The sequence below is a fragment of the Leucobacter fengyongliangi genome, assembly GCF_050971685.1.
Classification (GTDB): Bacteria; Actinomycetota; Actinomycetes; order Actinomycetales; family Microbacteriaceae; genus Leucobacter.
Window position 1 is genome coordinate 60,494 of record NZ_JBPCEU010000014.1, and the last position, 21,164, is coordinate 81,657.

General features: G+C 62.6%; 26 protein-coding genes and 1 riboswitch. Of the genes, 4 read left to right on the forward strand and 22 right to left on the reverse strand.

Annotated elements, in window-relative coordinates:
• Positions 1 to 73: 73 nt before the first annotated feature.
• The 11 genes from ACR0R4_RS11120 to ACR0R4_RS11170 all read right to left on the reverse strand — a co-directional run bounded on the left by ACR0R4_RS11120 (position 74) and on the right by ACR0R4_RS11170 (position 8,609).
• The gene (locus ACR0R4_RS11120; RefSeq protein ID WP_433647513.1) at positions 74 to 871 is read right to left on the reverse strand and encodes a M15 family metallopeptidase; all 798 of its coding nucleotides are present in this window, start codon (positions 869 to 871) and stop codon (positions 74 to 76) included.
• Positions 868 to 1,845 (reverse strand): hypothetical protein, encoded by a 978-nt coding sequence (locus ACR0R4_RS11125; protein ID WP_433647514.1) that lies wholly within the window; start codon positions 1,843 to 1,845, stop codon positions 868 to 870. Before ACR0R4_RS11125 ends, ACR0R4_RS11120 begins: the two co-directional genes overlap by 4 nt.
• Positions 1,846 to 1,944: 99 nt before the next feature.
• On the reverse strand, positions 1,945 to 2,205 hold the full coding sequence (locus tag ACR0R4_RS11130) for a Txe/YoeB family addiction module toxin (RefSeq protein ID WP_433647515.1): 261 nt from the start codon (positions 2,203 to 2,205) through the stop codon (positions 1,945 to 1,947).
• Positions 2,202 to 2,453, reverse strand: a complete 252-nt coding sequence (locus tag ACR0R4_RS11135) for a type II toxin-antitoxin system Phd/YefM family antitoxin (RefSeq protein WP_433647516.1) — start codon at positions 2,451 to 2,453, stop codon at positions 2,202 to 2,204. Before ACR0R4_RS11135 ends, ACR0R4_RS11130 begins: the two co-directional genes overlap by 4 nt.
• A gap of 61 nt (positions 2,454 to 2,514) precedes the next feature.
• Entirely contained in the window at positions 2,515 to 3,537 is a 1,023-nt protein-coding gene (locus ACR0R4_RS11140) for an LLM class flavin-dependent oxidoreductase (protein WP_433647517.1), read from the reverse strand.
• Positions 3,538 to 3,620: 83 nt separating this feature from the next.
• Complete coding sequence (locus ACR0R4_RS11145; RefSeq protein ID WP_433647518.1) at positions 3,621 to 4,826, reverse strand: DUF2130 domain-containing protein; 1,206 nt, start codon at positions 4,824 to 4,826, stop codon at positions 3,621 to 3,623.
• Positions 4,827 to 4,830: 4 nt separating this feature from the next.
• A complete protein-coding gene (locus ACR0R4_RS11150) occupies positions 4,831 to 6,054 on the reverse strand; it encodes a Fic family protein (RefSeq protein ID WP_433647519.1) in 1,224 nt (407 codons plus the stop codon).
• Between the two features lie 134 nt (positions 6,055 to 6,188).
• The gene (locus ACR0R4_RS11155) at positions 6,189 to 6,473 is read right to left on the reverse strand and encodes a hypothetical protein (protein WP_433647520.1); all 285 of its coding nucleotides are present in this window, start codon (positions 6,471 to 6,473) and stop codon (positions 6,189 to 6,191) included.
• Between the two features lie 156 nt (positions 6,474 to 6,629).
• A complete protein-coding gene (locus ACR0R4_RS11160; protein ID WP_433647521.1) occupies positions 6,630 to 7,190 on the reverse strand; it encodes an O-acetyl-ADP-ribose deacetylase in 561 nt (186 codons plus the stop codon).
• Positions 7,191 to 7,232: 42 nt separating this feature from the next.
• Positions 7,233 to 8,369, reverse strand: a complete 1,137-nt coding sequence (locus ACR0R4_RS11165; RefSeq protein ID WP_433647523.1) for a Fic family protein — start codon at positions 8,367 to 8,369, stop codon at positions 7,233 to 7,235.
• Between the two features lie 57 nt (positions 8,370 to 8,426).
• Positions 8,427 to 8,609 carry a hypothetical protein gene (locus ACR0R4_RS11170; RefSeq protein ID WP_433647524.1) on the reverse strand — a complete coding sequence of 61 codons (183 nt, stop codon included), beginning with the start codon at positions 8,607 to 8,609 and terminating at the stop codon, positions 8,427 to 8,429.
• Between ACR0R4_RS11170 and ACR0R4_RS11175 the strand changes: the two genes are divergently transcribed.
• Positions 8,608 to 8,925 (forward strand): nucleotide pyrophosphohydrolase, encoded by a 318-nt coding sequence (locus tag ACR0R4_RS11175; RefSeq protein ID WP_433647525.1) that lies wholly within the window; start codon positions 8,608 to 8,610, stop codon positions 8,923 to 8,925. The two genes, ACR0R4_RS11170 and ACR0R4_RS11175, sit on opposite strands and share 2 nt — an antisense overlap.
• A gap of 2 nt (positions 8,926 to 8,927) precedes the next feature.
• Here the strand turns inward: ACR0R4_RS11175 and ACR0R4_RS11180 are convergent, their stop codons facing one another.
• The 3 genes from ACR0R4_RS11180 to ACR0R4_RS11190 form a co-directional block, all read right to left on the reverse strand.
• Positions 8,928 to 10,658, reverse strand: coding sequence for a DNA/RNA helicase domain-containing protein (locus ACR0R4_RS11180; protein ID WP_433647527.1), 1,731 nt, complete (start codon positions 10,656 to 10,658; stop codon positions 8,928 to 8,930).
• Positions 10,659 to 10,782: 124 nt separating this feature from the next.
• Complete coding sequence (locus ACR0R4_RS11185; protein WP_433647528.1) at positions 10,783 to 11,259, reverse strand: HNH endonuclease; 477 nt, start codon at positions 11,257 to 11,259, stop codon at positions 10,783 to 10,785.
• A gap of 291 nt (positions 11,260 to 11,550) precedes the next feature.
• Entirely contained in the window at positions 11,551 to 12,135 is a 585-nt protein-coding gene (locus tag ACR0R4_RS11190) for a hypothetical protein (protein WP_433647529.1), read from the reverse strand.
• A gap of 28 nt (positions 12,136 to 12,163) precedes the next feature.
• Positions 12,164 to 12,280: riboswitch (SAM riboswitch) on the reverse strand.
• Between the two features lie 244 nt (positions 12,281 to 12,524).
• Between ACR0R4_RS11190 and ACR0R4_RS11195 the strand changes: the two genes are divergently transcribed.
• Positions 12,525 to 13,931, forward strand: coding sequence for an HNH endonuclease signature motif containing protein (locus ACR0R4_RS11195; protein ID WP_433647530.1), 1,407 nt, complete (start codon positions 12,525 to 12,527; stop codon positions 13,929 to 13,931).
• A gap of 14 nt (positions 13,932 to 13,945) precedes the next feature.
• On the opposite strand, the gene ACR0R4_RS11200 is transcribed toward ACR0R4_RS11195, so the two are convergent.
• The 3 genes from ACR0R4_RS11200 to ACR0R4_RS11210 form a co-directional block, all read right to left on the reverse strand.
• Positions 13,946 to 14,449: a DUF2165 family protein gene (locus ACR0R4_RS11200; protein WP_433647531.1), complete on the reverse strand. Its 504-nt coding sequence runs from the start codon at positions 14,447 to 14,449 to the stop codon at positions 13,946 to 13,948.
• A gap of 163 nt (positions 14,450 to 14,612) precedes the next feature.
• Positions 14,613 to 14,813 carry a hypothetical protein gene (locus tag ACR0R4_RS11205; RefSeq protein WP_433647532.1) on the reverse strand — a complete coding sequence of 67 codons (201 nt, stop codon included), beginning with the start codon at positions 14,811 to 14,813 and terminating at the stop codon, positions 14,613 to 14,615.
• A gap of 235 nt (positions 14,814 to 15,048) precedes the next feature.
• Positions 15,049 to 15,519, reverse strand: coding sequence for a nucleotidyltransferase domain-containing protein (locus ACR0R4_RS11210; protein WP_433647533.1), 471 nt, complete (start codon positions 15,517 to 15,519; stop codon positions 15,049 to 15,051).
• Between the two features lie 168 nt (positions 15,520 to 15,687).
• Here ACR0R4_RS11210 and ACR0R4_RS11215 point away from each other — a divergent pair, with 168 nt between their 5' ends.
• Positions 15,688 to 16,107, forward strand: a complete 420-nt coding sequence (locus tag ACR0R4_RS11215; RefSeq protein ID WP_433647534.1) for an NAD(P)-dependent oxidoreductase — start codon at positions 15,688 to 15,690, stop codon at positions 16,105 to 16,107.
• Positions 16,108 to 16,148: 41 nt separating this feature from the next.
• Here ACR0R4_RS11215 and ACR0R4_RS11220 read toward each other — a convergent pair whose 3' ends face one another.
• Together ACR0R4_RS11220 and ACR0R4_RS11225 are read right to left on the reverse strand one after the other, a co-directional pair.
• On the reverse strand, positions 16,149 to 16,475 hold the full coding sequence (locus ACR0R4_RS11220) for a HigA family addiction module antitoxin (protein WP_433647535.1): 327 nt from the start codon (positions 16,473 to 16,475) through the stop codon (positions 16,149 to 16,151).
• 8 nt (positions 16,476 to 16,483) lie between these two features.
• Positions 16,484 to 16,765: a type II toxin-antitoxin system RelE/ParE family toxin gene (locus ACR0R4_RS11225; RefSeq protein ID WP_433647536.1), complete on the reverse strand. Its 282-nt coding sequence runs from the start codon at positions 16,763 to 16,765 to the stop codon at positions 16,484 to 16,486.
• A 455-nt stretch (positions 16,766 to 17,220) separates the two neighbouring features.
• Between ACR0R4_RS11225 and ACR0R4_RS11230 the strand changes: the two genes are divergently transcribed.
• Positions 17,221 to 18,813, forward strand: coding sequence for an isocitrate lyase (locus tag ACR0R4_RS11230; protein ID WP_433647537.1), 1,593 nt, complete (start codon positions 17,221 to 17,223; stop codon positions 18,811 to 18,813).
• A 67-nt stretch (positions 18,814 to 18,880) separates the two neighbouring features.
• Here the strand turns inward: ACR0R4_RS11230 and ACR0R4_RS11235 are convergent, their stop codons facing one another.
• The 3 genes from ACR0R4_RS11235 to ACR0R4_RS11245 form a co-directional block, all read right to left on the reverse strand.
• The gene (locus ACR0R4_RS11235; RefSeq protein WP_433647538.1) at positions 18,881 to 19,162 is read right to left on the reverse strand and encodes a DUF6457 domain-containing protein; all 282 of its coding nucleotides are present in this window, start codon (positions 19,160 to 19,162) and stop codon (positions 18,881 to 18,883) included.
• An 87-nt stretch (positions 19,163 to 19,249) separates the two neighbouring features.
• Positions 19,250 to 19,828, reverse strand: a complete 579-nt coding sequence (mobA, locus tag ACR0R4_RS11240) for a molybdenum cofactor guanylyltransferase (protein WP_433647539.1) — start codon at positions 19,826 to 19,828, stop codon at positions 19,250 to 19,252.
• Positions 19,825 to 21,066 (reverse strand): molybdopterin molybdotransferase MoeA, encoded by a 1,242-nt coding sequence (locus ACR0R4_RS11245; protein ID WP_433647540.1) that lies wholly within the window; start codon positions 21,064 to 21,066, stop codon positions 19,825 to 19,827. The genes mobA and ACR0R4_RS11245 overlap by 4 nt, the downstream gene beginning before the upstream one ends.
• Between the last annotated feature and the right edge of the window lie 98 nt (positions 21,067 to 21,164).

The window sequence follows — 21,164 nt, forward strand, 5'->3', positions numbered from 1 at the left end:
TGCGCCGAACCACGAAGCACTCGCCGAACACCGCGACCAGTCGGTCTGATCGGCTGCCTCCTGCCCCCGCGGCTCAGCCGCAGGATTCGAGTGCGAAGTCGAGGCGTTCGGCACCTTCGGGCACCGGGTACGAGAAATGCCACCATTCTTGCGGATACGGCGCGAAGCCAGCGTCGATCATCGCCTCGCGCAGCACCGTGCGGTGCTGGAACTGTTGGGGTGTGACACCGTCGAACTCGTAGTGCGAGCGCTCGTCGAAGAGATCGAACGCGCCGCCCATGTCCAGTGGATCGCCACTCGCCAGGGAGACGAGCGTCAGATCAACGGTGCCTCCGAGCGAGTGTCCAGATTGCTCGGCGATGTAGCCGAGTGCGAAGAGTTGCGCCTTTTCGAGGCTCGGGTAGTACACCTCGCGCGTGCGATCATCATCAGTTTGCGACCAGGCAACGAAATCGGCGACCGCTCGGGTGGGGCGGAAGGCATCGAAAACCAGGAGGCCGAGACCTTTCTCGGCGAGCGATGCCTGCACGTCGGAGAGCGCCTCGGCCGCGTCGGCGCGCAGCACCGCGGTGCCCGCGCGTTCGTACCCGTCGACGGCCTCGCCGGTGAAGTTATCGGTGGTCGCGTACTTGAGGTCGACACTAATCGACCTGTCGACGGTGTTGAGATACGCGAAGCCGTCGGGCAGCACTGGGCAGCTGGCAGGATCGACGGTCGCGGGTGTCGGGGCGACCCCTGCGGAGCTCGCGATCTCGGGCGACGTTGCCGCGCAGCCCGTGACGGCAAACGCTCCGGCAAGCAGGAGGGCGGTGAGAGAGGCGGACGCGGGAGAAATGAGGCGGATTCGGCGCATATTCTCACGGTAGGTCATGGTGTGTCGCTCTCTACCGAGGCACCCCGAGGTTCCTTCCGCCGGAAGACCGCGTTGCCTGCGGCAGATGCCTTCCCTTTCACCGCGCCCCCGAAGGCCGATAGGCCACCACCCGCTGCCTTCAAGGCCTTCATCGCACGCGAGGGTTCACCCTCGATCTTCTCTGGCTTACGGAATTCGCGCAGAGACTCAGGAAACTCGAGTGGCGTTTCCGGAAACGCGACATGCGCGGCTTTCACCACGTCGCGCCCGAACGTGAGGCTACCGAGTCCGCCGATGACTGCTCCTATCCCAAAGGGCACCGCCTTGCCCAGCATCCCGGCCCCGAACCGCGCGCTCTCCTGGAGCGCCTGGCGCACGAGCACCGTGGCGAGCGGCGCGAGCGCCGAGTCGGGCAACTGCTGAGTCACGACGGTTCCCCACCCGCCCGGAATCACCCTGCCAAGTGTGCCCTCGGCCACGCTGCGCGCCTGATCCACACTGCCGGCCCCCGCAGCCTGCGCAACGAGCTTTGCAACCTTACTCTGTGACTTCTGCCCAAGCAGCATGCCGAAGATGAGGGGGCGGGCCCGATCCGCATCGCGCACCTCGATGCCATGCAGTTCACTGGCTGCGAGCACATAGAGCGCGCTGGTTTCGGCGAAGAACACGAGGTCGGCGACCCCCAGCCCGAGCGCCAGCGGAATGCCGACTGCGGGGATCGCGGCGGAGGCCCCCACCCCGGTACTCGTCGCGGTCACGGTTGTCACGTACCGCTTCTCGAGTTCTCTGAGGATCTGTGCGGGAGTTGCGTGGGGCTTCTCCCGGCGCAGCGACTTCAGTAACTCGAGCACCACCGGTCGCTGTACCGAGATCGCCTGGAAGAGCCTGGCCTGCATCCACTCGGAGCGGGAGAGATTGCCCGCGGGTTCCGTCACGACTTCGAGCGGCCTGTGACCCGCAGGTGTGGGAGGGTTTGCACCGGTGTTGGTCATGTGAACTCCGATCAGAGGCCGCAGGTACGGGATCCCATGCGCGTGCGGTGCAACTGACACTACCGAAGGCTGTATTCCCCGGCGCTCCTTCGGGTTCCGTTAGTAGTGGTCGCGTGCCTGCAAGATGACGATGTGGGTATCGGTCACGAGGTAGACGAGACGGTTCGCATCATCGATGCGCCGCGACCATGCACCAGCAAGGATGTGCTTCAGTGGCTCGGGTTTCCCGATACCGGTGAAGGGATCGCGAATCAGATCGGCGATGAGTGCATTGACTCGTCGAAGTGTCTTCCGATCCTGCGATTGCCAGTACGTGTAGTCGTCCCACCCGTGCCGGTCGAAGGCGAGTTGTCGGGTCACGCTTCGAGCAACTCGTGGGTTTCAAATTCACCCCGCCGCGCGCGCTCAAGAGCCGCGAGCAGTCGCTCGGCACCCTTCGCGTTACGCAACAGATAAGCGGTCTCTGTCATCGCATCGTAGTCATCTTTAGAAAGAATCACGGCATTACCGTGTTTCGACACGACCTCAACCGGGGCATGATCGTCATTCACTTGCTGGATCAGGCCGAACAGGTTTCGCCGAGCCTCTGTCGCAGTTATTGCGGTCATCGCGACTCCAATCATTAGTGGTACCACAAAGCGTACCACTACAGGGCGCTCAGAAACCCGTCTACCGCCAGCCGAGCCCCGGAGCCACCTCCGTCAGAATCGCCTCCAGCACGTGCGCGTTGTAGTCGACCCCAAGCTGGTTCGGTACGGTCAGCAGCACGGTGTCGGCGGCAGCAATCGCCTCGTCGCCGCGCAACTGCTCGATCAGCGCGTCCGGCTCATCTGCGTACGAGCGCCCGAACACCGAGCGCGTTCCACCGATCATCCCGAACTGATCATCGCGGTCACCCCCGCCGAGGAAGTACTTGCGATCCGTGTCGTTGGTGATCGCAAAGATGGATCGCGACACCGACACCCGCGGCTCAAAGCCATGGTCGTGCTTCGCCCACTCCTCACGGAACGCCTCGATCTGCTTCCGCTGCTGCACGTGGAAGGGCTCACCCGACTCATCGTCTTTCAGCGTCGACGACATGAGGTGCATGCCCTGCTGCGCGGCCCAGCGAGCCGTCGCGTCGGAACCGGCGCCCCACCAGATGCGCTGGCGCAGACCCTCCGAGTACGGTTCGATGCGCAAAAGACCGGGCGGATTGGGGAACATCGGCCGCGGGTTCGGCTGCGCGAACTGCGCACCAGAGAGCACCTGCAGTGCCACCTCGGTGTGCCGGCGGCCCATGTCGGCGTCAGTCTCCCCCTCGGCGGGTGCGAACCCGAAGTACCGCCACCCGTCAATAACCTGCTCGGGTGATCCACGCGAGATACCGAGTTGCAACCGGCCGCCCGAAATGAGGTCTGCAGCACCGGCCTGCTCGGCGAAGGCGAGCGGGTTCTCGTAGCGCATGTCGATCACGCCGGTGCCGATCTCGATGCGCGAGGTGCGCGCGCCGACCGCCGCGAGCAGCGGAAACGGCGACCCGAGCTGCCGGGCAAAGTGATGCACCCGAAAGTACGCGCCATCGGCCCCGAGCTCCTCGGCCGCAACCGCCAGGTCGATGCTCTGCAGCAGCACGTCAGACGCGGTCTGCGCCGCCGACGTGGGGTGCGGGGTCCAGTGCCCAAATGACAGAAAGCCGATGTTTTTTCTCACGCACCCCTCAACCACAGACAGTGGATCCGCATTCCCTGAGCAATTACGCGCCGTCGGCCTGTGTCTCCCCGCGTCGCACCCTGCTACTCCCCCGCCAGCTCCCCGTCCGCATCCCGCAGCTCGGCGAACTTCGCCACCATCGTCGGATTCCCGCGCGTCAGCTTCTTGATCGTCAAATCCTGCGCCTTGTTGTTGGCAAGCCGCAGGTTGTTCTCCGAGCCGAGCAGCGACTCCTTCACCTTGTTCAGCCGCGCGATCGCCTTGTCGATCTCCTCGATCGCGGTGTTGAACTGTCGCGATGCCAGGTCGTAGTTGCGCGCGAAGCCGGTCTTGAACGTGTCGAGGTGATTCTCGAAGTTCGTCACGTCGATGTTCTGCGCTTTCACGAGCGCGAGCTCCGACTTGTAGGCGAGCGAGCTCATCGCGGCGTTGCGCAGCAGCGTGATGATCGGAATGAAGAACTGCGGCCGCACCACGTACATCTTGGGGTAGCGGTGCGAGACATCGACGATGCCCCCGTTGTAGAGCTCGCTCTCGGGTTCGAGCAGCGAGACGAGCACCGCGTATTCGCAGCCCTTCTCGGTGCGATCGCGATCCAGCTCTTTGAGAAAATCTTCGTTCTTGCGCTTGGTCGCCGTCTCGTCGTTCTCGTTCTTCATCTCAAACATGATCGACACGATCTCGGTGCCGGCGGCATCGCTTTCGCGAAAGATGAAGTCGCCCTTGCTGCCGCTGCGCGCGTCGTTGTCTTTCTCGAAGTAGGCGGTCGGAAACGCCATCGCACGCACCCGGTTGAACTCGGTCTCGCAGTGCTGCTCGAGGGTTTCGCCGACCATCTTGGTCGAGAGCCGCGCCTTCATGTCGCGCAGCCGTTCGATCTCGTCGTTGCGGTCTTTCAGCTGAATCTCATAGCGCTCCTTGAGCGACTTTTCGGCGAGTTCCTTCTCCAGGGTTGCGCGCTCGAGGTCGTTGCGCAGTGCGTCGCGCTGCTTCTCGACCGCAGCGAGTGACTCGGTGAGCTCGAGCTTCTTCTCGATCCCGTACGCGTCGAGCTGCGCCTGGAGGGCCTGGATCTCGGCTTCCTTCGCGGCGGCGCTCGCGTGCAGACTCTGCGCGAGCTTGGCCTCGGCGAGCTCGACGGCGGTGCGCTTCTCCTGCTCGGCAAACTCGAGGCGTTCGCGCATGAGCCGCTCGAACTCGCTGTCGCGCACCTGCTTGGCGATGTCGGCATAGCCGGCCTCGTCGATCTTGAACGCCTTCTGGCAGTGCGGGCACTTGATTTCATGCATGGGTCTAGGTCACTTCGTTTCGTCGCCTGGCCCGCTCGCCGAAGCGGTCAAGCGCGGTGAGTACCTCGGGTGCGTGCCAGATTCGGTTGCGCCTGCCCGAGTTGGTCTGGTGCAGCGCGCCACCATCAACGAGCCGGTTAATGGCGGATTGGGCGGCGACTTCGGAGACGCCGAGTTCAGTGGCCACAATTCTCGCGGTGACCACAGGTTGTCGCAGCAGCAGCTCAGGCAGCTTGGCCCCCGCTGAATCGCGTCGCGAGGGAATCTCCGACTCCCAACGCTCGGCGACGTCACGAAGCTCGGAGACAAGTGCGCGGCCGTTCTGCACCGCAGCGAATACCGCGTGTGAGACGACCGTGACGATCGCGCCCGGGTCGCCGGCACGATATTCGGTGAGCGCGTCAAAGTAGCGGCTCGTCTCTCGCAACAGGCCAGCCGAGACAGGCACCGTCACGTTGCGCGTCAGCCCTCCGTGACGCAGCATGCTGTGCAACAAGGCACGGCCGGTGCGACCGTTGCCGTCGGGGAACGGGTGGATCGTCTCAAACTGGGCGTGGGCGATCGCGCTGTGTGCGAGCAGCGGAATGTCGGTCCGACTGGCGAACTCCACGAGGTCGGCCATGAGCGCGGGCACACGTTCGTGGTGCGGCGGCACGAACGACGCAGCATGTGGCGAGAGGTGGCCTCCGCCGATCCACACCTGCTGATCTCGAAAGCGGCCGACGAAGGTGGGTTGGCTCTCACCGAGCAGCGTCTCGTGCATGGCAATGATCGAGCTCTCACTGAGGTCATCTGAGAGTTCCAGCGCGGCGCGCATTGCCCGCACGTTTGCCACGACGAGACGTGCATTGCCCGAGTCGGAGGCACCAATCTCGGCAAGGGCAACCTGCTTGGCGCTCGAGGTGAGGTGCTCAACCTCGGAGCTCGAGGCAGATTCGGTGCGCAGCAGAATTGAGGCAAAGGGCGCAGCGACTAAGCCCGCCTCGGTGTCAAACCGTGTCAGTTCTCGACTGGCATCGTCGGCCAGCGCCTGCACGTCGGGGGCGAGCACAGCTCGTGCGTCACGAATGAAGGGAGGCACGGCGGCCTGGTAGTCGCCGCGTGCCTGGCGCAGCGCACGACGCGATGCGACTTCGTCTCCGCTGCGCTCCCAAGGGCGCGGCTCAGTCTCGATTGCCGGCCACGAGCCATCTGTATTCGCGTCTCCGGTTCGCTTATCCTGAACCATAATCCCACCTTACCAAAGGTTAATTGAATAAACCTTGGCAAGGCGCGTACGTCTTCGACCATGATCGAGCGAAACCACGCTCGACGGCACCGGGCTGACACAATCGCGGGCGCTCAGAGCGTGGCCGGCCACAGTCACACTGGGATCGCGCCAACAAACACCAGGGCGAAGAGAATGATCGCCGCAGCAAGCAACGCGGTAATGATGCTCAGCACCAAGCCTGTGACCGCGATCCCTCTCGCCTGTTCTTTCCGGAGGGCGAGCACACCCAGAATGATCCCGACCACCCCGGCCACCAACGCAGCAACAAGGACACCCCCACCGGCCATGGTGAAGAAGAAGACGAGGGTCAGCACGACCGCCACTGCGCCAGCAACTAGCGTTAGGGTGGACAAGAGTTTTGAGGTGGGTGTCTGCACGATTCTCCAAATTTAGCTTTAGTCCAAACTTTAGGTTAACCGCAATCACGAGCGTCGCCGAGAAGCGAGTCGGGGATTCGCCAATCGGGCTGCAGTGGTCAGCGCTGAGAACTGTCCTCGCGCCCGTTGCCCGCATCACCGAAGTTGCCGACAACGTCACTCATCAGCCGAAACTCCTTGCTCGCCCAACGCTTTCTGCAGTGCGGCCAGTGCCTCCGCACCGAAGGCCACCAGCGTCACGTCTTCCACACTCGTCGAGGTACGTCGAATCGTCTCGACCGCCGCTACGGCGGCTTCGTCGAGCGGCCATCCAAATACCCCCGCGCCGATCAGCGGAAACGCCACCGACCGCGCACCAAGTTCATCGGCCACTGCCAGCGCCCGCGCGTAACACGATTCCAGCAGCCCGCGATCGGTCTGCCCGCTGCGCCGGTCAGGCCCAACGGTGTGGATCACCCAGCGCGCGGGCAACTCCCCAGCCGTGGTCCACCCGGCGTCGCCCGTGGCGAGGCCGTTCGGAAACCGCTCAATGCAGTCGCGCAGCACCGCGGGCCCACCGGCCCGGTGAATCGCACCATCGACCCCGCCGCCACCGCGCATGCGGGTGTCCGCCGCGTTCACTACCGCGTCGACCGCAAGCGTCGTGATGTCACCCTGTACCAGTGTGATCTCGGGCAAACGGGGAGTTCCACCGCTGTTCAGATTCGTAACATCCATAACCCTGAGTTCCTTCCTGCCCAAACTCAACCGCGCAAGTCCTTACTCGAACGGATCGATATCTCTCCACGCGTATCCGAGACCAGAGCTACGGGCTGCTTGTCTCACGGCCTGGCTGGCTGAGTACTTACGGCCGCGTCGATCACCGTGCGCGACGAGCAGTTCTGCGCGAGCCAGAGCACCAAGATCCCGTGACGCGGTCTGCTCTTTGATCGGTTCGCCCGCATCCGTAAGGGCCGCCATATACCTCGCGCGGGTGACGGTTCCGTCATACATGGCACCGTACAGCGCCTGAGCTGTACGGTCAGGGAGCTGAGCATCGATGATGAGCTCGTCCATTTTCGCCGCTGCTTCAGCCGAAGACGCGATACGCTGCTTCCGCTCAAGCGCCTGGTTCAGATGCGCCGTGAGCATGAAGCGAATCCAAGGGCGCGCCAGTTCCGGGTCATAGTCTGCATCACTCCAATCGCCCTGACCAACCTTGGCGAGCACATCGTAGTACGCCTGGGTTCGCCTGCCCAGATACTCTTCGATCGTCAGAAAGACCGGCGCGAACTCTCCGTATGCTCCGAGCATCAGACTCTGCAACACTCGAGCAAGACGACCATTTCCGTCCTTGAATGGGTGGATCAGCACAAAGTTCAGGTGCAGCATCGCGGCCTGAATCAGGTCGTCTTCTCCAGGCCCCGACATCGCGCACAGCTGCCTGATGAGATCTGGAACCTCGCCTGCTGGCGCACCCTCGTGCACGATGTCCCCAGTTCGCTCTTCTTGCACGTACACCGGTCCAGGGCGAAACCTCCCGGGCCACTTGGTCATGTCATACGAAGTAGTGATGAAGTGGAGACTGCGCACAAGCATCGGGCTCAGCGCGAACTCGCTCTTGGCGAGCTGCAGCACAAACGTTATCGCCTGCTGATACCCCGCGAGCGCTTGCTCCGTCACGTCGTCTATAGCCGCGGGCTTCTCACCGGCGGCAATAGCGTTGATGTCGTCAACGCTGGCGTTGATTCCCTCAATAGTGTTCGAGCCTTGCACGTTCCGCGCGAAGGTTGTGCGCCGTAGCGCCCCGTTCCACCGGTTGCCCTGCCGCAGGTGGAACTTCAGTTCTTCGTTGAGCTTCTCGATCTCATCACGCACTTCTCGCTCGTGCGCATCGAGCGGGGGTGCGATAAACATGATGTAATCTCCCAATAATGATGTTAATTAAATGTCAATCCTACTCCAGGTCTGACTTTAAATAAACATCATCATCATCATAAAAGCAGGAGCGGTGAGCAACGAAAACACGGAGCGGACTATTCGAGGCCGGCCGATGCCGAGCAGTTTGCCTTCCGCACCGGTATTTCCAGTAGGTGGATCAGCAAGGCCAACCGCGATGATCAGCATGTATACCTTGCGCTGATAGTTTTGAAGCATGCATGAGAAGCCCGTCCTCGAAGCACTCCGCGAATTTGTTGCCGAGCGCGAATGGGCGCAGTTCCACACACCCGAGAACCTGGCCAAAAGCATCAGCATCGAAGCGGCAGAGCTCCTCGAATGCTTTCAGTGGGGCGATGCCGACCTGGCCTCAGCGAAAGACGAGTTGGCCGATGTACTGACCTACTGCCTGCTTCTCGCGGATCGTCTGGGCCTTAACGCTGACACAATCGTGATGGACAAGCTGGCGAAGACTCGGGAGAAATACCCGGTCGACAAAGCGAGAGGACGCAGCGAGAAGTACGACCGCCTGTAGCTTCAGCGGCTGCCACTCGAACCCGGCAACAACTCCGCCAAACGCTGGCGAAGCGCTGGGTCGCACACGTACATGTATGTGCCCAGCATGCCTCGACTCAGAAGCACCCCATAAATGTTTCGCACGTATTCGAGTAGGTCTTCATCAGTGAATTTCTGCCCGAGGAAGTTGTTGTTCGACTTGCCACGCCGATCGAAGTAGGTCGCGCGGTCAAACACGGTTCGCCCGGAAACAGGGTTGAGCTTCAGATCGCCACCGATGATCACGCCCGCGTAGTTGAGATCGTACCCCTGCACCGTGTGGATCGAGCCGACCTCCCGCACTGAGTTCGACGAGTTAATCCAGTCTTTGGAGGTGGTATTCCACTGCAGCTGCTTGGTGCCGAGTTCGATATCGAACGCGGCGGAGTTCTTCCGACTCTTCCACTCCCACGCGTACCCGGCGAGCACCCGTGACAACCCCACCTCGCGGTCGCGCCGCATGATCGCGTCGTGAAACGCATCGAAATCGGCGAAGACGCGGAGGTCGTACTCCCCGAAATTGGGGGCGCTCTCATCTGGCCGTTCGAGCAGCCGACGAACGTACCCGACGTAGTCAGATCCCGCGCGCACCCGCATTTGGCTCGTGAGTGGATAGAACCGTTTCGCGGCTCGTGCACCGCCGCTCAGTTCCTCAAGCGTTTCCCGCGGTAGATCTGCGGGTCGAACCGCCTGCGCGCTGTCGACGAGGAAGATCTGGTGGGTGCTCTGGTGCGTAATCCAGTCGAGTTGGCTGCGATTCTCGCCATCTGGCCCAAACAGCACCCGGTTGATTTCACCGAAGTCACGCGTGAGTGTGCCCATGGCCTGTGCTGATCGGCGGTTGAGCCGGTGTGCCTCGTCTACGATGAGCAGGTCGAATTTCTCGGTGGATCGCCCCACGTCAAACGGGGTCAACACACTCGCTTTGTCAAGCCCAGGCGTGCGCGAGAACACCGCCTGCATGGTGGCGCGCAGCGACTGCTGCGGCACGACGATGCCAACTCGAAACCCTCTGAGCAGTTCGCGGTTCTCTTCCGTGAAGAGGTCGGCGAACATAGATTCGCGATCAAACTCCTGCGCGTCGGCTCTGCGCATGTCGCCGAGGAGCTTCATGATGTAGATAGCAAGAATCGTCTTCCCGGTACCGGGCTCCCCCTGCACCACGATCGTGCTCGCGCGGCCCTGGTGAAGGTCCTCGATCAGCCCATCCATGATGTCCTCGACGGCGATGGCCTGGTCATGCGTGAGCGCTTTGAAGGGTGAGAATTTGAAGAGATCGCTGTTCTGAATATCTTCGACGGACCGGGTGAAGTACCCCGCTGCGCGTAACTCCTCGAAGATGTTGTCGAAGACTTCCTGGTAATCCCCGCGGCGATAGTAGTCGGCCTCGGAGATTCCATCGTTGCGGTTGAGCACTCGGTACTTGCCATCGCCCGCGAAGAGGCGAATGAAGTGCGATTCGAGGTCGAGGCACGCAGACTTGTTAAAGGTGTCGTCGACGATCACCTGCACGCGTTTGAGATGCTGCTTCCCCTCGGTGCCAAGATGCTGCCGCATGCGGGCCGCGCCATTGAGCGACTCCCCCACATAGATATCGCGCTCATTGTCGATCGTGTAGACAACCGGCCAGTTGCTGTGTCGGGCATTGGCGGCGGCCCACTCTCCGACAGCGAGAGGGTCGAACGAGAACTGCTCGATGCGGTAGTCACCCATTTACTCTTCTTCCTCATTCGAAATCCGCTGAAGGCCACGCAGTAACTCGGCTTGCCCAAACAGACCGGCTTATTGAGCCATATCCCCTGCGCCAGGTTCCGTGATGTTCAACATGGAGGCCTTCTTACCCGTCGGATCGCAGTTCACGCAATGTGCGGTCTCGCTCGCTCATGCGCGCAAACACTCGTGGATCTGCGCCTTCTGGAAAGTACACCTTGCGCCGTCGCTCGAGGCCGACCAGCTTCCACCACGGCGGAGTGGTGGACCCCTTGCCTGCGTTGTGCGATCGGCACAGTGCCTGGCCGTTACTCACGATCGTGGGGCCGCCCTTGCTCCACGGGTAGATGTGATCGGCGTCTGTCGCTGCCTCGCCGCATCTGCCCCACATGAGAAGCAGCTGCGCCTCGCAACGACCGCCTGCGCGATCCATCACCTCGCGGCGCGCACCGTACTTGAACAGGCGCCACGGGTCACGCTTTCCGTGCGGGCCACGGCCAGGCAACGGGGCAGCGAGCGCGATCCCCACAACCAGCATGGTGACGAGCATCGGCGCCATCGGCTCGATCGCTTGCCACATCTGCCCCAGAGTTTCGACAAACATCTAGCAGCCTCCTCTGAGCTTCCCAGGTCGAGCCTATCGATGGTGTGGAGCCCACGTCGAGACACGCGAGGCAGCGGGGCGGCGCGTTTTCGAGCCCCGAGCCTGGCCGGGTCTGGCGGGCGCGGGGAATCAGGGAGAAACGCGTCGCGTTTCTCTTTCCGCGCGCTGCGGCCACTGCCGCAGTTGTCGGGCCGAACCAGGCCCGACAACTGCGGATGGATCGGCGAGGGGTCGGAAGCGCGCCGCGGCGCGGATCCGCTGCGAATACAGCGAGCCCCCGACCCGATCGAATCAGCGGTGCCGCACCTCAAATGGATCGAAGATGCGCGCACCGAGCGCCTCACGGTGCACTCGGTAACTGCGAGGCGTCTGCCCTGAGTCGCGCAGCTCACGTGCGCGCTCTGGGTACCCGAAGTCCTCGGGCAACTGGCCGTCGCGCAGCGCTGCCAGCGCCCGCACGCGCACCTCGGAGCCGGGGTGCACGAAGCCGTGCGGCTCGTACTGGAACAGGTTGTGGCACCACGCGGTCGCCTCGCCGCGCGTGAATCCAGCCCAGCGTCCGTCGACGATCGGCTCGTCGGCTCCGGGCAGCGTGAACGCCGCCTCGAACTCGGCCTGTGCGGCAGCGGCGCGATCCACAATCGCGGCTTCGTGTTGCGTGCGTTCGGTGCGCTCGGCTTCCTCAATCAGGGCCACCAGCTGGTCGAACCCGATCCGTTCGGCCTCGCCGTCGTCGCTCCTAGAGACGAATACCGTGGGCCTATAGGACTTAAGCACCTGGCGCGCCGACCGGCTCTCGAGGTCGAAGCCTCCGCTCAGACCGAGCTGGTGCCACCACGCTGTGCGCGATCCACTGTGTGTAGAGATATTGGGCATGAGATCTGCCCCTTCCCGGGGCCTCGCCCCACCGTTCTTGCACCGCGAGATCTCGCGGGCCCGTTCTTCCCCTGGGACACCCGGGAATCGATGGATTCGGGTTGTCGGGTAACCGGCCAGGTACCTACGGTTACCACTCGTGAACGTGAGATGAGGTTAGCACGGGGTGACGGGCATCAACCAGAGGAGAAGCAACGGGGCGGCGCGTTTTCGAGCCCCAAGCCTGGCTCGGGCAGACGGGAGCAATGGTGCAGCCATTGCGGATGGATCGGCAAGGGGTCGAAAGCGCGCAGCCGATACTGCACCCCACCGTCGGCGAGATCAACTCAGAACGAGGCGTGATCCACCCGTTTTCGATGAATGTCAGTGGTCGATGGTTCACTGGGAACATGACCAACACCGCAGCGATCAGCACCGATTCCGGCACCGACGTGCCGCGCCCGGTGGTGGCTGATCGTGAGGCGTTGCTCTCTCAAATCGAGGCGAATGAGCGCGAATTACGAAGGCTCGGCGCCGAACGTCTGCGGCTCTACGCAGAGCTGCTCGACATCGCGGCGATTGCTGCCGACACCCAGGCGAGCGACGAGTGGCTGCCGGTTGGTGATCGAGGGGATCTCGAGTTTCGTGCACTGCGGGCCGAGGTGGCGACCAGCCTGAAGTTGACCGAGCATCAGGTCGGCCGCGACATCGGGTTCGCGCACATGCTCACCACGCAGTACTGGCGGGTGTGGGAAGCGTTCGAAGAGGGGGCGATCTCCGAGCGTCACGCTCGCGTCATCGTTGATGCGGGAACGGTGCTCGGCTGCGACCCATCCACCGACACGCAGGCGATCCGCGACGAGTATGTACGCAACATCATGCCTGAGGCCCTGCAATCGACTCACGCGCAGCTGCGGCCGCGAGCGCAAATGCGCGCCGAGCAGTTCGCCGAACGATCCCTCGCCTCCCGCAACGCGGAGGCACGCACCCGCCGCCGTGTGATCGTCACTGAAGCGGCAGACGGCATGGCCGATCTGTACGCCCATTTGCCCGCCGTTGAGGCATACGCGATCAAGAATCGGCTGCTGCAGATGGGGAAGCGGGTTGCCCTGGTGGATCAGGCCCGCACGCGAGACGAGATCCAGGCTGACATTTTCACCGATCTTCTCCTCACCGGCACTCCGGAACTACATGATGCACTGTCACGCGCCGGTGACGGGCAAGCTGCTGGGCATGATGCTGGTAATGGTCTCGGTGCGGTGCGCGCGCAGGTGCAGATCATCGGCGGGTGTGACGCGCTCGTGTGCGGGCTGATGCCGGCGCATGATGCCGAGGTTGGTCACCGGAAAATGCGCGCTCCGCGGCCCGCCCCACCAGAACTCATCGGTTACGGCCCGATCGACCGCGCCTCAGCGCGCACACTCGCCGGGCACGCGCAGGCGTGGGAGGTGGTTACCGCAGAACCAACCACCGGTGCGGTACTGAGGGTTGAACGCTACCGGCCCTCAGAAGAGATGCGCCGTATGCTCGGCGCCCGCGACGCGCACTGCCGGTTTCCCGGGTGTCGCGTGCCACTCGCGAGGTGCGACCTCGACCACACCATCGATGCCGCGCGCGGCGGTCCGACCGCAACCGACAACCTCGCCCACCTCTGCAGATCGCATCACACGCTGAAACACCATTCGGGTTGGCGTGTGCACCAAGAATCGGGCGGCGTGCTCCGGTGGATCTCTCCCGCCGGCCGCACCCATGTCGAACGGCCCCCGAGCCTCGTGCGATTCACCGCACCGAGCCCGCCAGCCCCGCCACCCTGGTAGAAACGCAAACCTGGTCACACACCAGGGTCGGGCTCATTCTGCGCCAGCAGCACCGCGAACACCGCCCACAACGTCGCGAGGCCCATCGCGGTCTCCTTGCCATTCCAGGTTTCAGACTGCCACATCGCAAACCATTCCGAACCCACCACAATGAAGCCAACGAACCAGATCAGAATCCCCACCCCGTAGGCGGCGAACCCCCAGGCGCGCGCCCGGTCGTAGGTGCGTCGATCCGCCCGCCGATGTCGCAGCAGCAGCACCGCGCCGATGAGCGCAAGCGCCGTGAAAACGGCTTCTGCGGCGATGATCGCAACGAAGGCAGCGATGTGGATCGCGGTCGAGTCAATCGCCCGCCACCTGATGCCGCTGTCTGCGAAGGTGGTGTCCATCGACAGCACGTGCTGCACGAACTGAAAATTCGCTTCGGGATCGCTGAGGTTGCCAAACACGACGAACAGACCGAAGAGGCCTGCTGCGCCCAAAGTCAACGCCTGCAGCAATCGCAAGGGGTGGTGCATGGGTTCTTCGCGCCTTTCGTCTCAGTCTTCGTGGGGCCCCCGCAATCGGGCCGTGGTTGTCGCCTGCGCTCGGGGTACCCGACCGCTGCTGCCCGCTTGTGGATGGGCTATCTACTGCAGTGCCGACAGTATCGGCGTGGCACTCCACGCGGAGGCCGGAGTCTTACTCGGCCAGATACTCGATCACGATGAGCGCGATCGCGGCGGTGCTGTATTCCTCGGTCGAGGTGATCGACATCGACACGATGCGGTGCAGCGGTTTCGCGGCGAGGGCGGCATCAATCTCGGACTTCAGCGATCCACTGATGGTGTTATTGATCGCAACCTCGATGATCTCTTGCCGCGGTGTCAGCCCAGTGCTCATGCGCCGATCCTCTCACGAGGAATCGTTTGCGGGTGCGGTCAGCGCAGCACTGACGAGGTTGAAGGCCCCGCCTCTATCACAGCAGCAGCCTCACCGATCTTGATCATTATCGAGTCGCCTGCCTCTTGCGCGACCTCGTCGGCATCGTATGCGGCCTTTCCCCTATCGACGATCGATGCCGCCACGGATAGCCAGCGCTGGATGTGCAGCTACTCTTTCGCGACTCTCAACTCCATCAGAGCAACACCCTGTCGCTGAGAATGTCTTGATCCAGACGAGGGTCGAGTCCGCGATAACTCACAATGTCGACGTCCTTCCCAAGAATGCTCGCCAGAGTCTCCTCCAGGTGCAGCATGTCGAATGAGTCCGCGTCAGGTGGTGGCTGTACGAGCAGGTCGAGATCGGAATCCGGTCGGTCATCTCCACGCGCCGCAGAGCCAAACATCGCAAGTCGGGTGAAGCCACGATGTTCGGCCACTTGCCGAAGCACGGACCTGCCCGCAGTGACCAGATCACTCGGCCGGGCCCCATCAGTGCGTTCTCGTGCAACTTGGTAGCTGATGGCAGGTTGCGTCACGCCCAATCTCCGAGCAACTTCGCGCTGCGATTCCCCCTGTGCCATCATTGCGCGAAGGGCGAGTACACGACGCAGCCGCGCAAGCTCAGCGTCTCGGCTTGCGCCTTCATACTCCAACACCAAGTTCATAAAATGATTTTATCACCCACGCCACTCGCGCGGGAAGCGCGCCCCCCAGCTACCGCGGGGTCCGTGATTGGGCAACACCGGGCGGAGTGATCCACCCCGCGCATCGAAGCCTGCACGAAGCGTGTTTCCGCTAGTGTTCACGCAGAGTCGAGTGAACGCGGGAAGCACGTGAAGATCGTCGTATTTGGATCCACCGGTGGCGTTGGGCAACACGTCGTGCGGCACGCCGTAGCTGCCGGGCACATCGTGACGGCGTTTGTGCGCTCGCCCGAAAAGCTCGAGGTGACAGACGGTGTGACGATCGTGCAGGGCGATGCCTTCGATGCCGAGTCCGTGGCGCGCGCGATCGACGGGCAAGACGCGGTGATCTCGTGCCTGTCGTCGTCGATACCGATGAAACCGTCGACCGAAGTCGCGCAGATGACGCAGAACATCGTCGCGGGTATGCAGCGGGCGGGTGTGGATCGCATCGCGTACTGCGCATCGGCAGGCGTTGATGGCGAGCTCACCGGTACCGTCGGAAAGTCAATGATGTGGTTGCTGCGCAACCCGCTCGCTGATCACAAGGCAGCGCTCGGCAAGGGGTAGCTGCAGGCCCTGCAACTATTCACAGACTTCCCGAACACCTTCTATGCAGTCTTCACCGGTTGAATAGAGTCAAGAACACCCTCCAAGGAATCACGCTCGACTTCGAGGTCATGATGGGTCTGCAGGTTGATCCAGAACTGCGCCGTAGTGCCGAAATAGCGTCCGAGTCGGAGCGCGGTGTCGGCGGTAATGCGACGCTTTCCGTGCACTATCTCGTTGATTCGCCTCGGAGGCACACCGATGGCGATCGCGACGCGATTCTGCGTGAGGCCCAAGGGTTCGATGAACTCCTCCATGAGCACTTCACCCGGAAGTATCGGGTCTAACTTCGTTGACGCCTTGCTGGCAACTTGTGTCAGGTTGTTCATGAGATTCCCTAGTGGTAATCCGCTATCGTCACGAGTTCTGCTCCGTACTCAGTCCACACGAAGCAGATTCTCCATTGGTCATTGATACGAATACTGTGTTGACCTGCGCGCTTCCCTCTCAGAGGTTCGAGCCTGTTACCGGGTGGCACTCTGAGATCTTCAAGCCGCACTGCAGCGTCGATCATTGTGAGCTTTCGAAGGGCGACGCGGAGGATTCGAGAATCAAGTGCACGCACCGATTCTCTCTGCCAGAGTCGCTCCGTGTTTCGGTCACCGAACGACCTAATCACGGGACAATCCTATAACGTCTGCCGCTATTAACGCAATGCGTTATATAAGCTAGCTGCGCGCAGTGATGCAGTCGACCTTTGTGCGCGATTTGAAACATGGCCTTAGGCTAGGTAATCACCACGGCACATCGGCCTGACCCCAGTAATCTGTGGAGAAGTCCGGGCAATCTCGATGCGTGATCAACTGTGCACATCAAGTGGAGCGCTACCTACCCTTGGTGCCATGAGCGTGGAGCTTCTCGCCACCTCTGCGAGCGGCATCATGGGCAGCGCGAGCCCCGGGCTGATGGCCCAATTCGGACCGCGCGATCCATCGCATTTTCTGAAGCGTAGAAATAGTCATGAATTTCACCCCCTGAATCGGGGCACTCACAATTGCATCGTGCCCCAGAGTGGAACTAGCGATCAAGATCACAGTACTTGTGAGCTAGACCACACCACACGAAGGACTCATCATGACTGCGTACCAAAACGACATCGACGCCGTGTCGGCACTCAAAGAGCAGGCCGGCTCCAGCTGGGATGCGATCAACCCCGAGAACGTCGCTCGCATGCGGGCACAGAACCGGTTCAAGACCGGTCTCGAGATCGCCCAGTACACCGCCGACATCATGCGCCGCGACATGGCCGAGTACGACAACGACACCTCGGTCTACACCCAGTCGCTCGGTGTCTGGCACGGCTTCATCGGCCAACAGAAGCTGATCTCGATCAAGAAGCACTTCAAGAGCACCAACAAGCGCTACCTCTACCTCTCGGGCTGGATGGTTGCCGCCCTCCGCTCGGAGTTCGGTCCCCTCCCCGATCAGTCGATGCACGAGAAGACCTCGGTACCGGCCCTCATCGAGGAGCTCTACACCTTCCTGCGCCAGGCAGATGCCCGCGAGCTCGACCTCCTCTTCACGCAGCTCGACGGTGCCCGCCAGGCCGGCGACGAGACCGCGATCGAGTTCATCCAATCCCAGATCGACAACTACGAGACGCACGTGGTGCCGATCATCGCCGACATCGATGCCGGCTTCGGCAACCCCGAGGCGACCTACCTGCTCGCCAAGAAGATGATCGAGGCTGGCGCCTGCGCGATCCAGATCGAAAACCAGGTCTCAGACGAGAAGCAGTGCGGTCACCAAGACGGCAAGGTCACCGTGCCGCACGAGGATTTCCTCGCGAAGATCAATGCGGTGCGCTACGCCTTCCTCGAGCTCGGCATCGACAACGGCGTGATCGTTGCCCGTACCGACTCGCTCGGTGCCGGCCTCACCCAGAAGCTCGCCGTGACCCACACCCCCGGCGATCTGGGCGACCAGTACAACTCGTTCCTCGATGTCGAAGCGATCTCCGAGAGCGATCTCGGTAACGGCGACGTGGTGATCAAGCGCGACGGCAAGCTGCTGCGCCCGAAGCGCCTCCCCAGCAACCTGTACCAGTTCCGCGCGGGTACCGGCGAAGACCGCTGCGTGCTCGACTGCATCACCTCGCTGCAGAACGGAGCCGACCTGCTCTGGATCGAGACCGAGAAGCCGCACGTTGAGCAGATCGCGAGCATGGTGGATCGCATCCGCGAGGTCGCCCCGAACGCGAAGCTCGTGTACAACAACAGCCCGTCGTTCAACTGGACCCTGAGCTTCCGCCAGCAGGCATACGACCTGATGGTGGAGCAGGGCAAGGACGTGTCGGCGTACAACCGCGACAACCTGATGAGCGTCGACTACGACGGCACCGAGCTCGCGCAGCTCGCCGACGAGAAGATCCGCACGTTCCAGAAGGAGGGGTCGGCACGTGCCGGCATCTTCCACCACCTCATCACCCTGCCCACCTACCACACGGCTGCGCTGTCGACCGACAACCTCGCCAAGGGCTACTTCGGTGAAGAGGGCATGCTCACCTACGTTCGCGACGTGCAGCGCCAGGAGATCCGCCAGGGCATCGCCACCGTCAAGCACCAGAACATGGCTGGCAGCGACATCGGCGACAACCACAAGGAGTACTTCGCCGGCGACGCCGCCCTCAAGGCCAGCGGCAAAGATAACACGATGAACCAGTTCTAAGCTTGTTCTCACTGAACGGGGTCTCGGCAAATGCCGGGGCCCCGTTGTGGTGTGTGGGCTCGGTTCGCTACTCCTGCTTCACCGCGCCCTGCCAGCCGGCCGCGAGCGTCACGAGACGCTGCGCAAGCTCATCTCGCGTCTCCAGCGGCTCTCGCGCTGCGCCCACGGCAAGACCCAGCAAGTAGGCGCTGACTGGGGCAGCTGGCCTGGCCACATCGTGAGCAACATCACGCGCAAGATCAAGCACGGTGGTGATTGCCGCGAGATCCGCATCCAATCCGAGCTCGGCCGATGCTGCTCGTACCCACTCGTTGAGTGCGTGTGGAGGTAAATGTTTTGCGTCTGACATGGGGTCTCCCTGCTGCGGTCACTTGGTGTTGAGCGGTCTCGTTGCCCGATTATCTCGGGCTTTCCGAGTGCGTGGGTAGCCCGCTGTTCATCTCTGTCTGAGCCCGCAACAGATCCTCCGGGCGGTCAATATCAAACGAAATAGCGTCGTCAACGGGCGCTTCTCGCAGCCGCGCATGCCGAATGCGCGTCGCACCGGCAGGTCGGTAAGCCTGTCTCCGAGCGCTGCGCATGCTGCACGCAACGCATCTGATGCATAGATTCCCGCCAGCCACTGCCGATGCCCCAACGAGTCCCGCAGCAACACTCCCTCGCCTTCGGATTCTCTGCCGGATTGCCAGGCATCCGTCAGCGCCAGACACAGTGCATCAGGTCGGGCAAGGTCGCAGGGAAGGATCATCACCCACTCCTCGTGCACCAGTTCAAGCCCTGCCGCAATCGCAGCAAGCGGGCCGGTAAACGGTGGATCCTCACGCACCACCACACTGCCGGCAGGTGCCGCATGTTCAGGCCCCACAGTAATGAGCCGGTTGGCGCCAACAGCGAGCGCAGCCGCTGCCACGCGATCCACTAATCGTTCGCCCCCAAGGCGCATCGTTGCTTTCTCCTGACCGCCGAGGCGACTACTTTTTCCGCCTGTGAGAATCATCGCATCGAACTGGCTCATGGCGTCACCGCGATCACGGTCACCGTTTCTCCGGCCTGCACATCGCCTCGCTCCGGCCCCACGAGCGCGTAGGCGTCGGTGGCACCGTGGCCGCCCACCGCGTGCGATACCCCGCGCGGATTCACCACGGGGGTGCAAGTGAGTCGCGTGTCGCGACTCGCAAGCGACACCGGTAGCACTTGCAGTTGCCCCATCACTCCGCGCCAAGCCACAGTTGCCTCGGCCGCAAGACGGCGCCGGTGCAATTCGGTGCGGCCCTGGAGAGCGAGCAATGCCGGGCGCACGAAGAGTTCGAAACTGACTGCGGCGCTCACCGGGTTTCCCGGCAGCGCAAAGATAAATGCCCCGTTCTGCAGCCGCCCCACATTCTGAGGCTGACCCGGACGCATCGCCACTCTTACCGCGCGCACCGCAGGCTCTTGCTCAAGCGCGATCCGGGTCACATCGCGTGTGCCCGGGCCAATTCCCCCCGAGGTGATGATCACATCGCTCTCACGCGAAAGATCACTGAGTTGAGCCCGAAGACTTACCGCATCATCTGCGTTACGTCGTACCGCTACCGCTTCGATGCCCAGGTCAGCCAGGAGCGAGACGAGCAGTATGGAGTTCGACTCTGGGATCTGGCCGCGTGCAAGCGGCTCCCCCGGGGCACGGAGCTCGGCGCCGGTGACGAGCACTACCACCCGTGGCTTCTCGCGCACCCACACCCGTTCTATTCCGGATGCTGCGAGTGATGCAAGCCTGGCTGGCGTCAACAACTGCCCGCGCAGCGCCAGCGTCGTGCCCGCGGAAATGTCTTCACCGCGACGCCGGATATTCGCACCGGCGGCGATCGGGGCAACTATCTCAACCCATTCGTTGCCCCAGGCCCCCGTGCCCTGCTCACTCGACACCTGTTCCACGGGCACCACCGCATCGGCAGCGCTCGGAACTGGCGCTCCGGTCATAATGCGCACGGTTTGGCCCTGAGTAATGAGTGGATCACATTCACTCCCTGCGGCGACTTCCCCAGCCACACGCAACCGCACGGGGTGCTCGACGGTCGCGCCCGCGATGTCGTCCGATCGCAGCGCGTACCCATCCATCGCAGAGTTATCCCACAGCGGCAGCTCACGCGACGCAGCCACGTCGCGAGACACCGTCAGTCCGAACGCACTTACCGTGCCACACTCACGTTCCGAAGTCTTGCCGATCCTCTCGAGGATCCAATTCACATGCTGATCTGGGGTGAGGCTCACGCTCGTCCCTCCGCTCTGAGGCATAGACCGCTCTGGTGTAGAAAGACGCGCTCGATATTCGAATCACAGTTCGGCGCGCAGCGCATCGTGCCTTGAAA

What these genes read in the sequence shown, in the direction of transcription:
- ACR0R4_RS11120 (WP_433647513.1), bottom strand. Translation starts at nt 871, where the DNA reads ATGACCTACCGTGAGAATATGCGCCGAATCCGCCTCATTTCTCCCGCG.
- ACR0R4_RS11125 (WP_433647514.1), bottom strand. Translation starts at nt 1,845, where the DNA reads ATGACCAACACCGGTGCAAACCCTCCCACACCTGCGGGTCACAGGCCG.
- ACR0R4_RS11135 (WP_433647516.1), bottom strand. Translation starts at nt 2,453, where the DNA reads ATGACCGCAATAACTGCGACAGAGGCTCGGCGAAACCTGTTCGGCCTG.
- ACR0R4_RS11145 (WP_433647518.1), bottom strand. Translation starts at nt 4,826, where the DNA reads ATGCATGAAATCAAGTGCCCGCACTGCCAGAAGGCGTTCAAGATCGAC.
- ACR0R4_RS11150 (WP_433647519.1), bottom strand. Translation starts at nt 6,054, where the DNA reads ATGGTTCAGGATAAGCGAACCGGAGACGCGAATACAGATGGCTCGTGG.
- ACR0R4_RS11160 (WP_433647521.1), bottom strand. Translation starts at nt 7,190, where the DNA reads ATGGATGTTACGAATCTGAACAGCGGTGGAACTCCCCGTTTGCCCGAG.
- ACR0R4_RS11165 (WP_433647523.1), bottom strand. Translation starts at nt 8,369, where the DNA reads ATGTTTATCGCACCCCCGCTCGATGCGCACGAGCGAGAAGTGCGTGAT.
- ACR0R4_RS11175 (WP_433647525.1), top strand. Translation starts at nt 8,608, where the DNA reads ATGCATGAGAAGCCCGTCCTCGAAGCACTCCGCGAATTTGTTGCCGAG.
- ACR0R4_RS11170 (WP_433647524.1), bottom strand. Translation starts at nt 8,609, where the DNA reads ATGCTTCAAAACTATCAGCGCAAGGTATACATGCTGATCATCGCGGTT.
- ACR0R4_RS11180 (WP_433647527.1), bottom strand. Translation starts at nt 10,658, where the DNA reads ATGGGTGACTACCGCATCGAGCAGTTCTCGTTCGACCCTCTCGCTGTC.
- ACR0R4_RS11185 (WP_433647528.1), bottom strand. Translation starts at nt 11,259, where the DNA reads ATGTTTGTCGAAACTCTGGGGCAGATGTGGCAAGCGATCGAGCCGATG.
- ACR0R4_RS11190 (WP_433647529.1), bottom strand. Translation starts at nt 12,135, where the DNA reads ATGCCCAATATCTCTACACACAGTGGATCGCGCACAGCGTGGTGGCAC.
- ACR0R4_RS11195 (WP_433647530.1), top strand. Translation starts at nt 12,525, where the DNA reads ATGACCAACACCGCAGCGATCAGCACCGATTCCGGCACCGACGTGCCG.
- ACR0R4_RS11200 (WP_433647531.1), bottom strand. Translation starts at nt 14,449, where the DNA reads ATGCACCACCCCTTGCGATTGCTGCAGGCGTTGACTTTGGGCGCAGCA.
- ACR0R4_RS11205 (WP_433647532.1), bottom strand. Translation starts at nt 14,813, where the DNA reads ATGAGCACTGGGCTGACACCGCGGCAAGAGATCATCGAGGTTGCGATC.
- ACR0R4_RS11210 (WP_433647533.1), bottom strand. Translation starts at nt 15,519, where the DNA reads ATGAACTTGGTGTTGGAGTATGAAGGCGCAAGCCGAGACGCTGAGCTT.
- ACR0R4_RS11220 (WP_433647535.1), bottom strand. Translation starts at nt 16,475, where the DNA reads ATGAACAACCTGACACAAGTTGCCAGCAAGGCGTCAACGAAGTTAGAC.
- ACR0R4_RS11230 (WP_433647537.1), top strand. Translation starts at nt 17,221, where the DNA reads ATGACTGCGTACCAAAACGACATCGACGCCGTGTCGGCACTCAAAGAG.
- ACR0R4_RS11235 (WP_433647538.1), bottom strand. Translation starts at nt 19,162, where the DNA reads ATGTCAGACGCAAAACATTTACCTCCACACGCACTCAACGAGTGGGTA.
- mobA (WP_433647539.1), bottom strand. Translation starts at nt 19,828, where the DNA reads ATGAGCCAGTTCGATGCGATGATTCTCACAGGCGGAAAAAGTAGTCGC.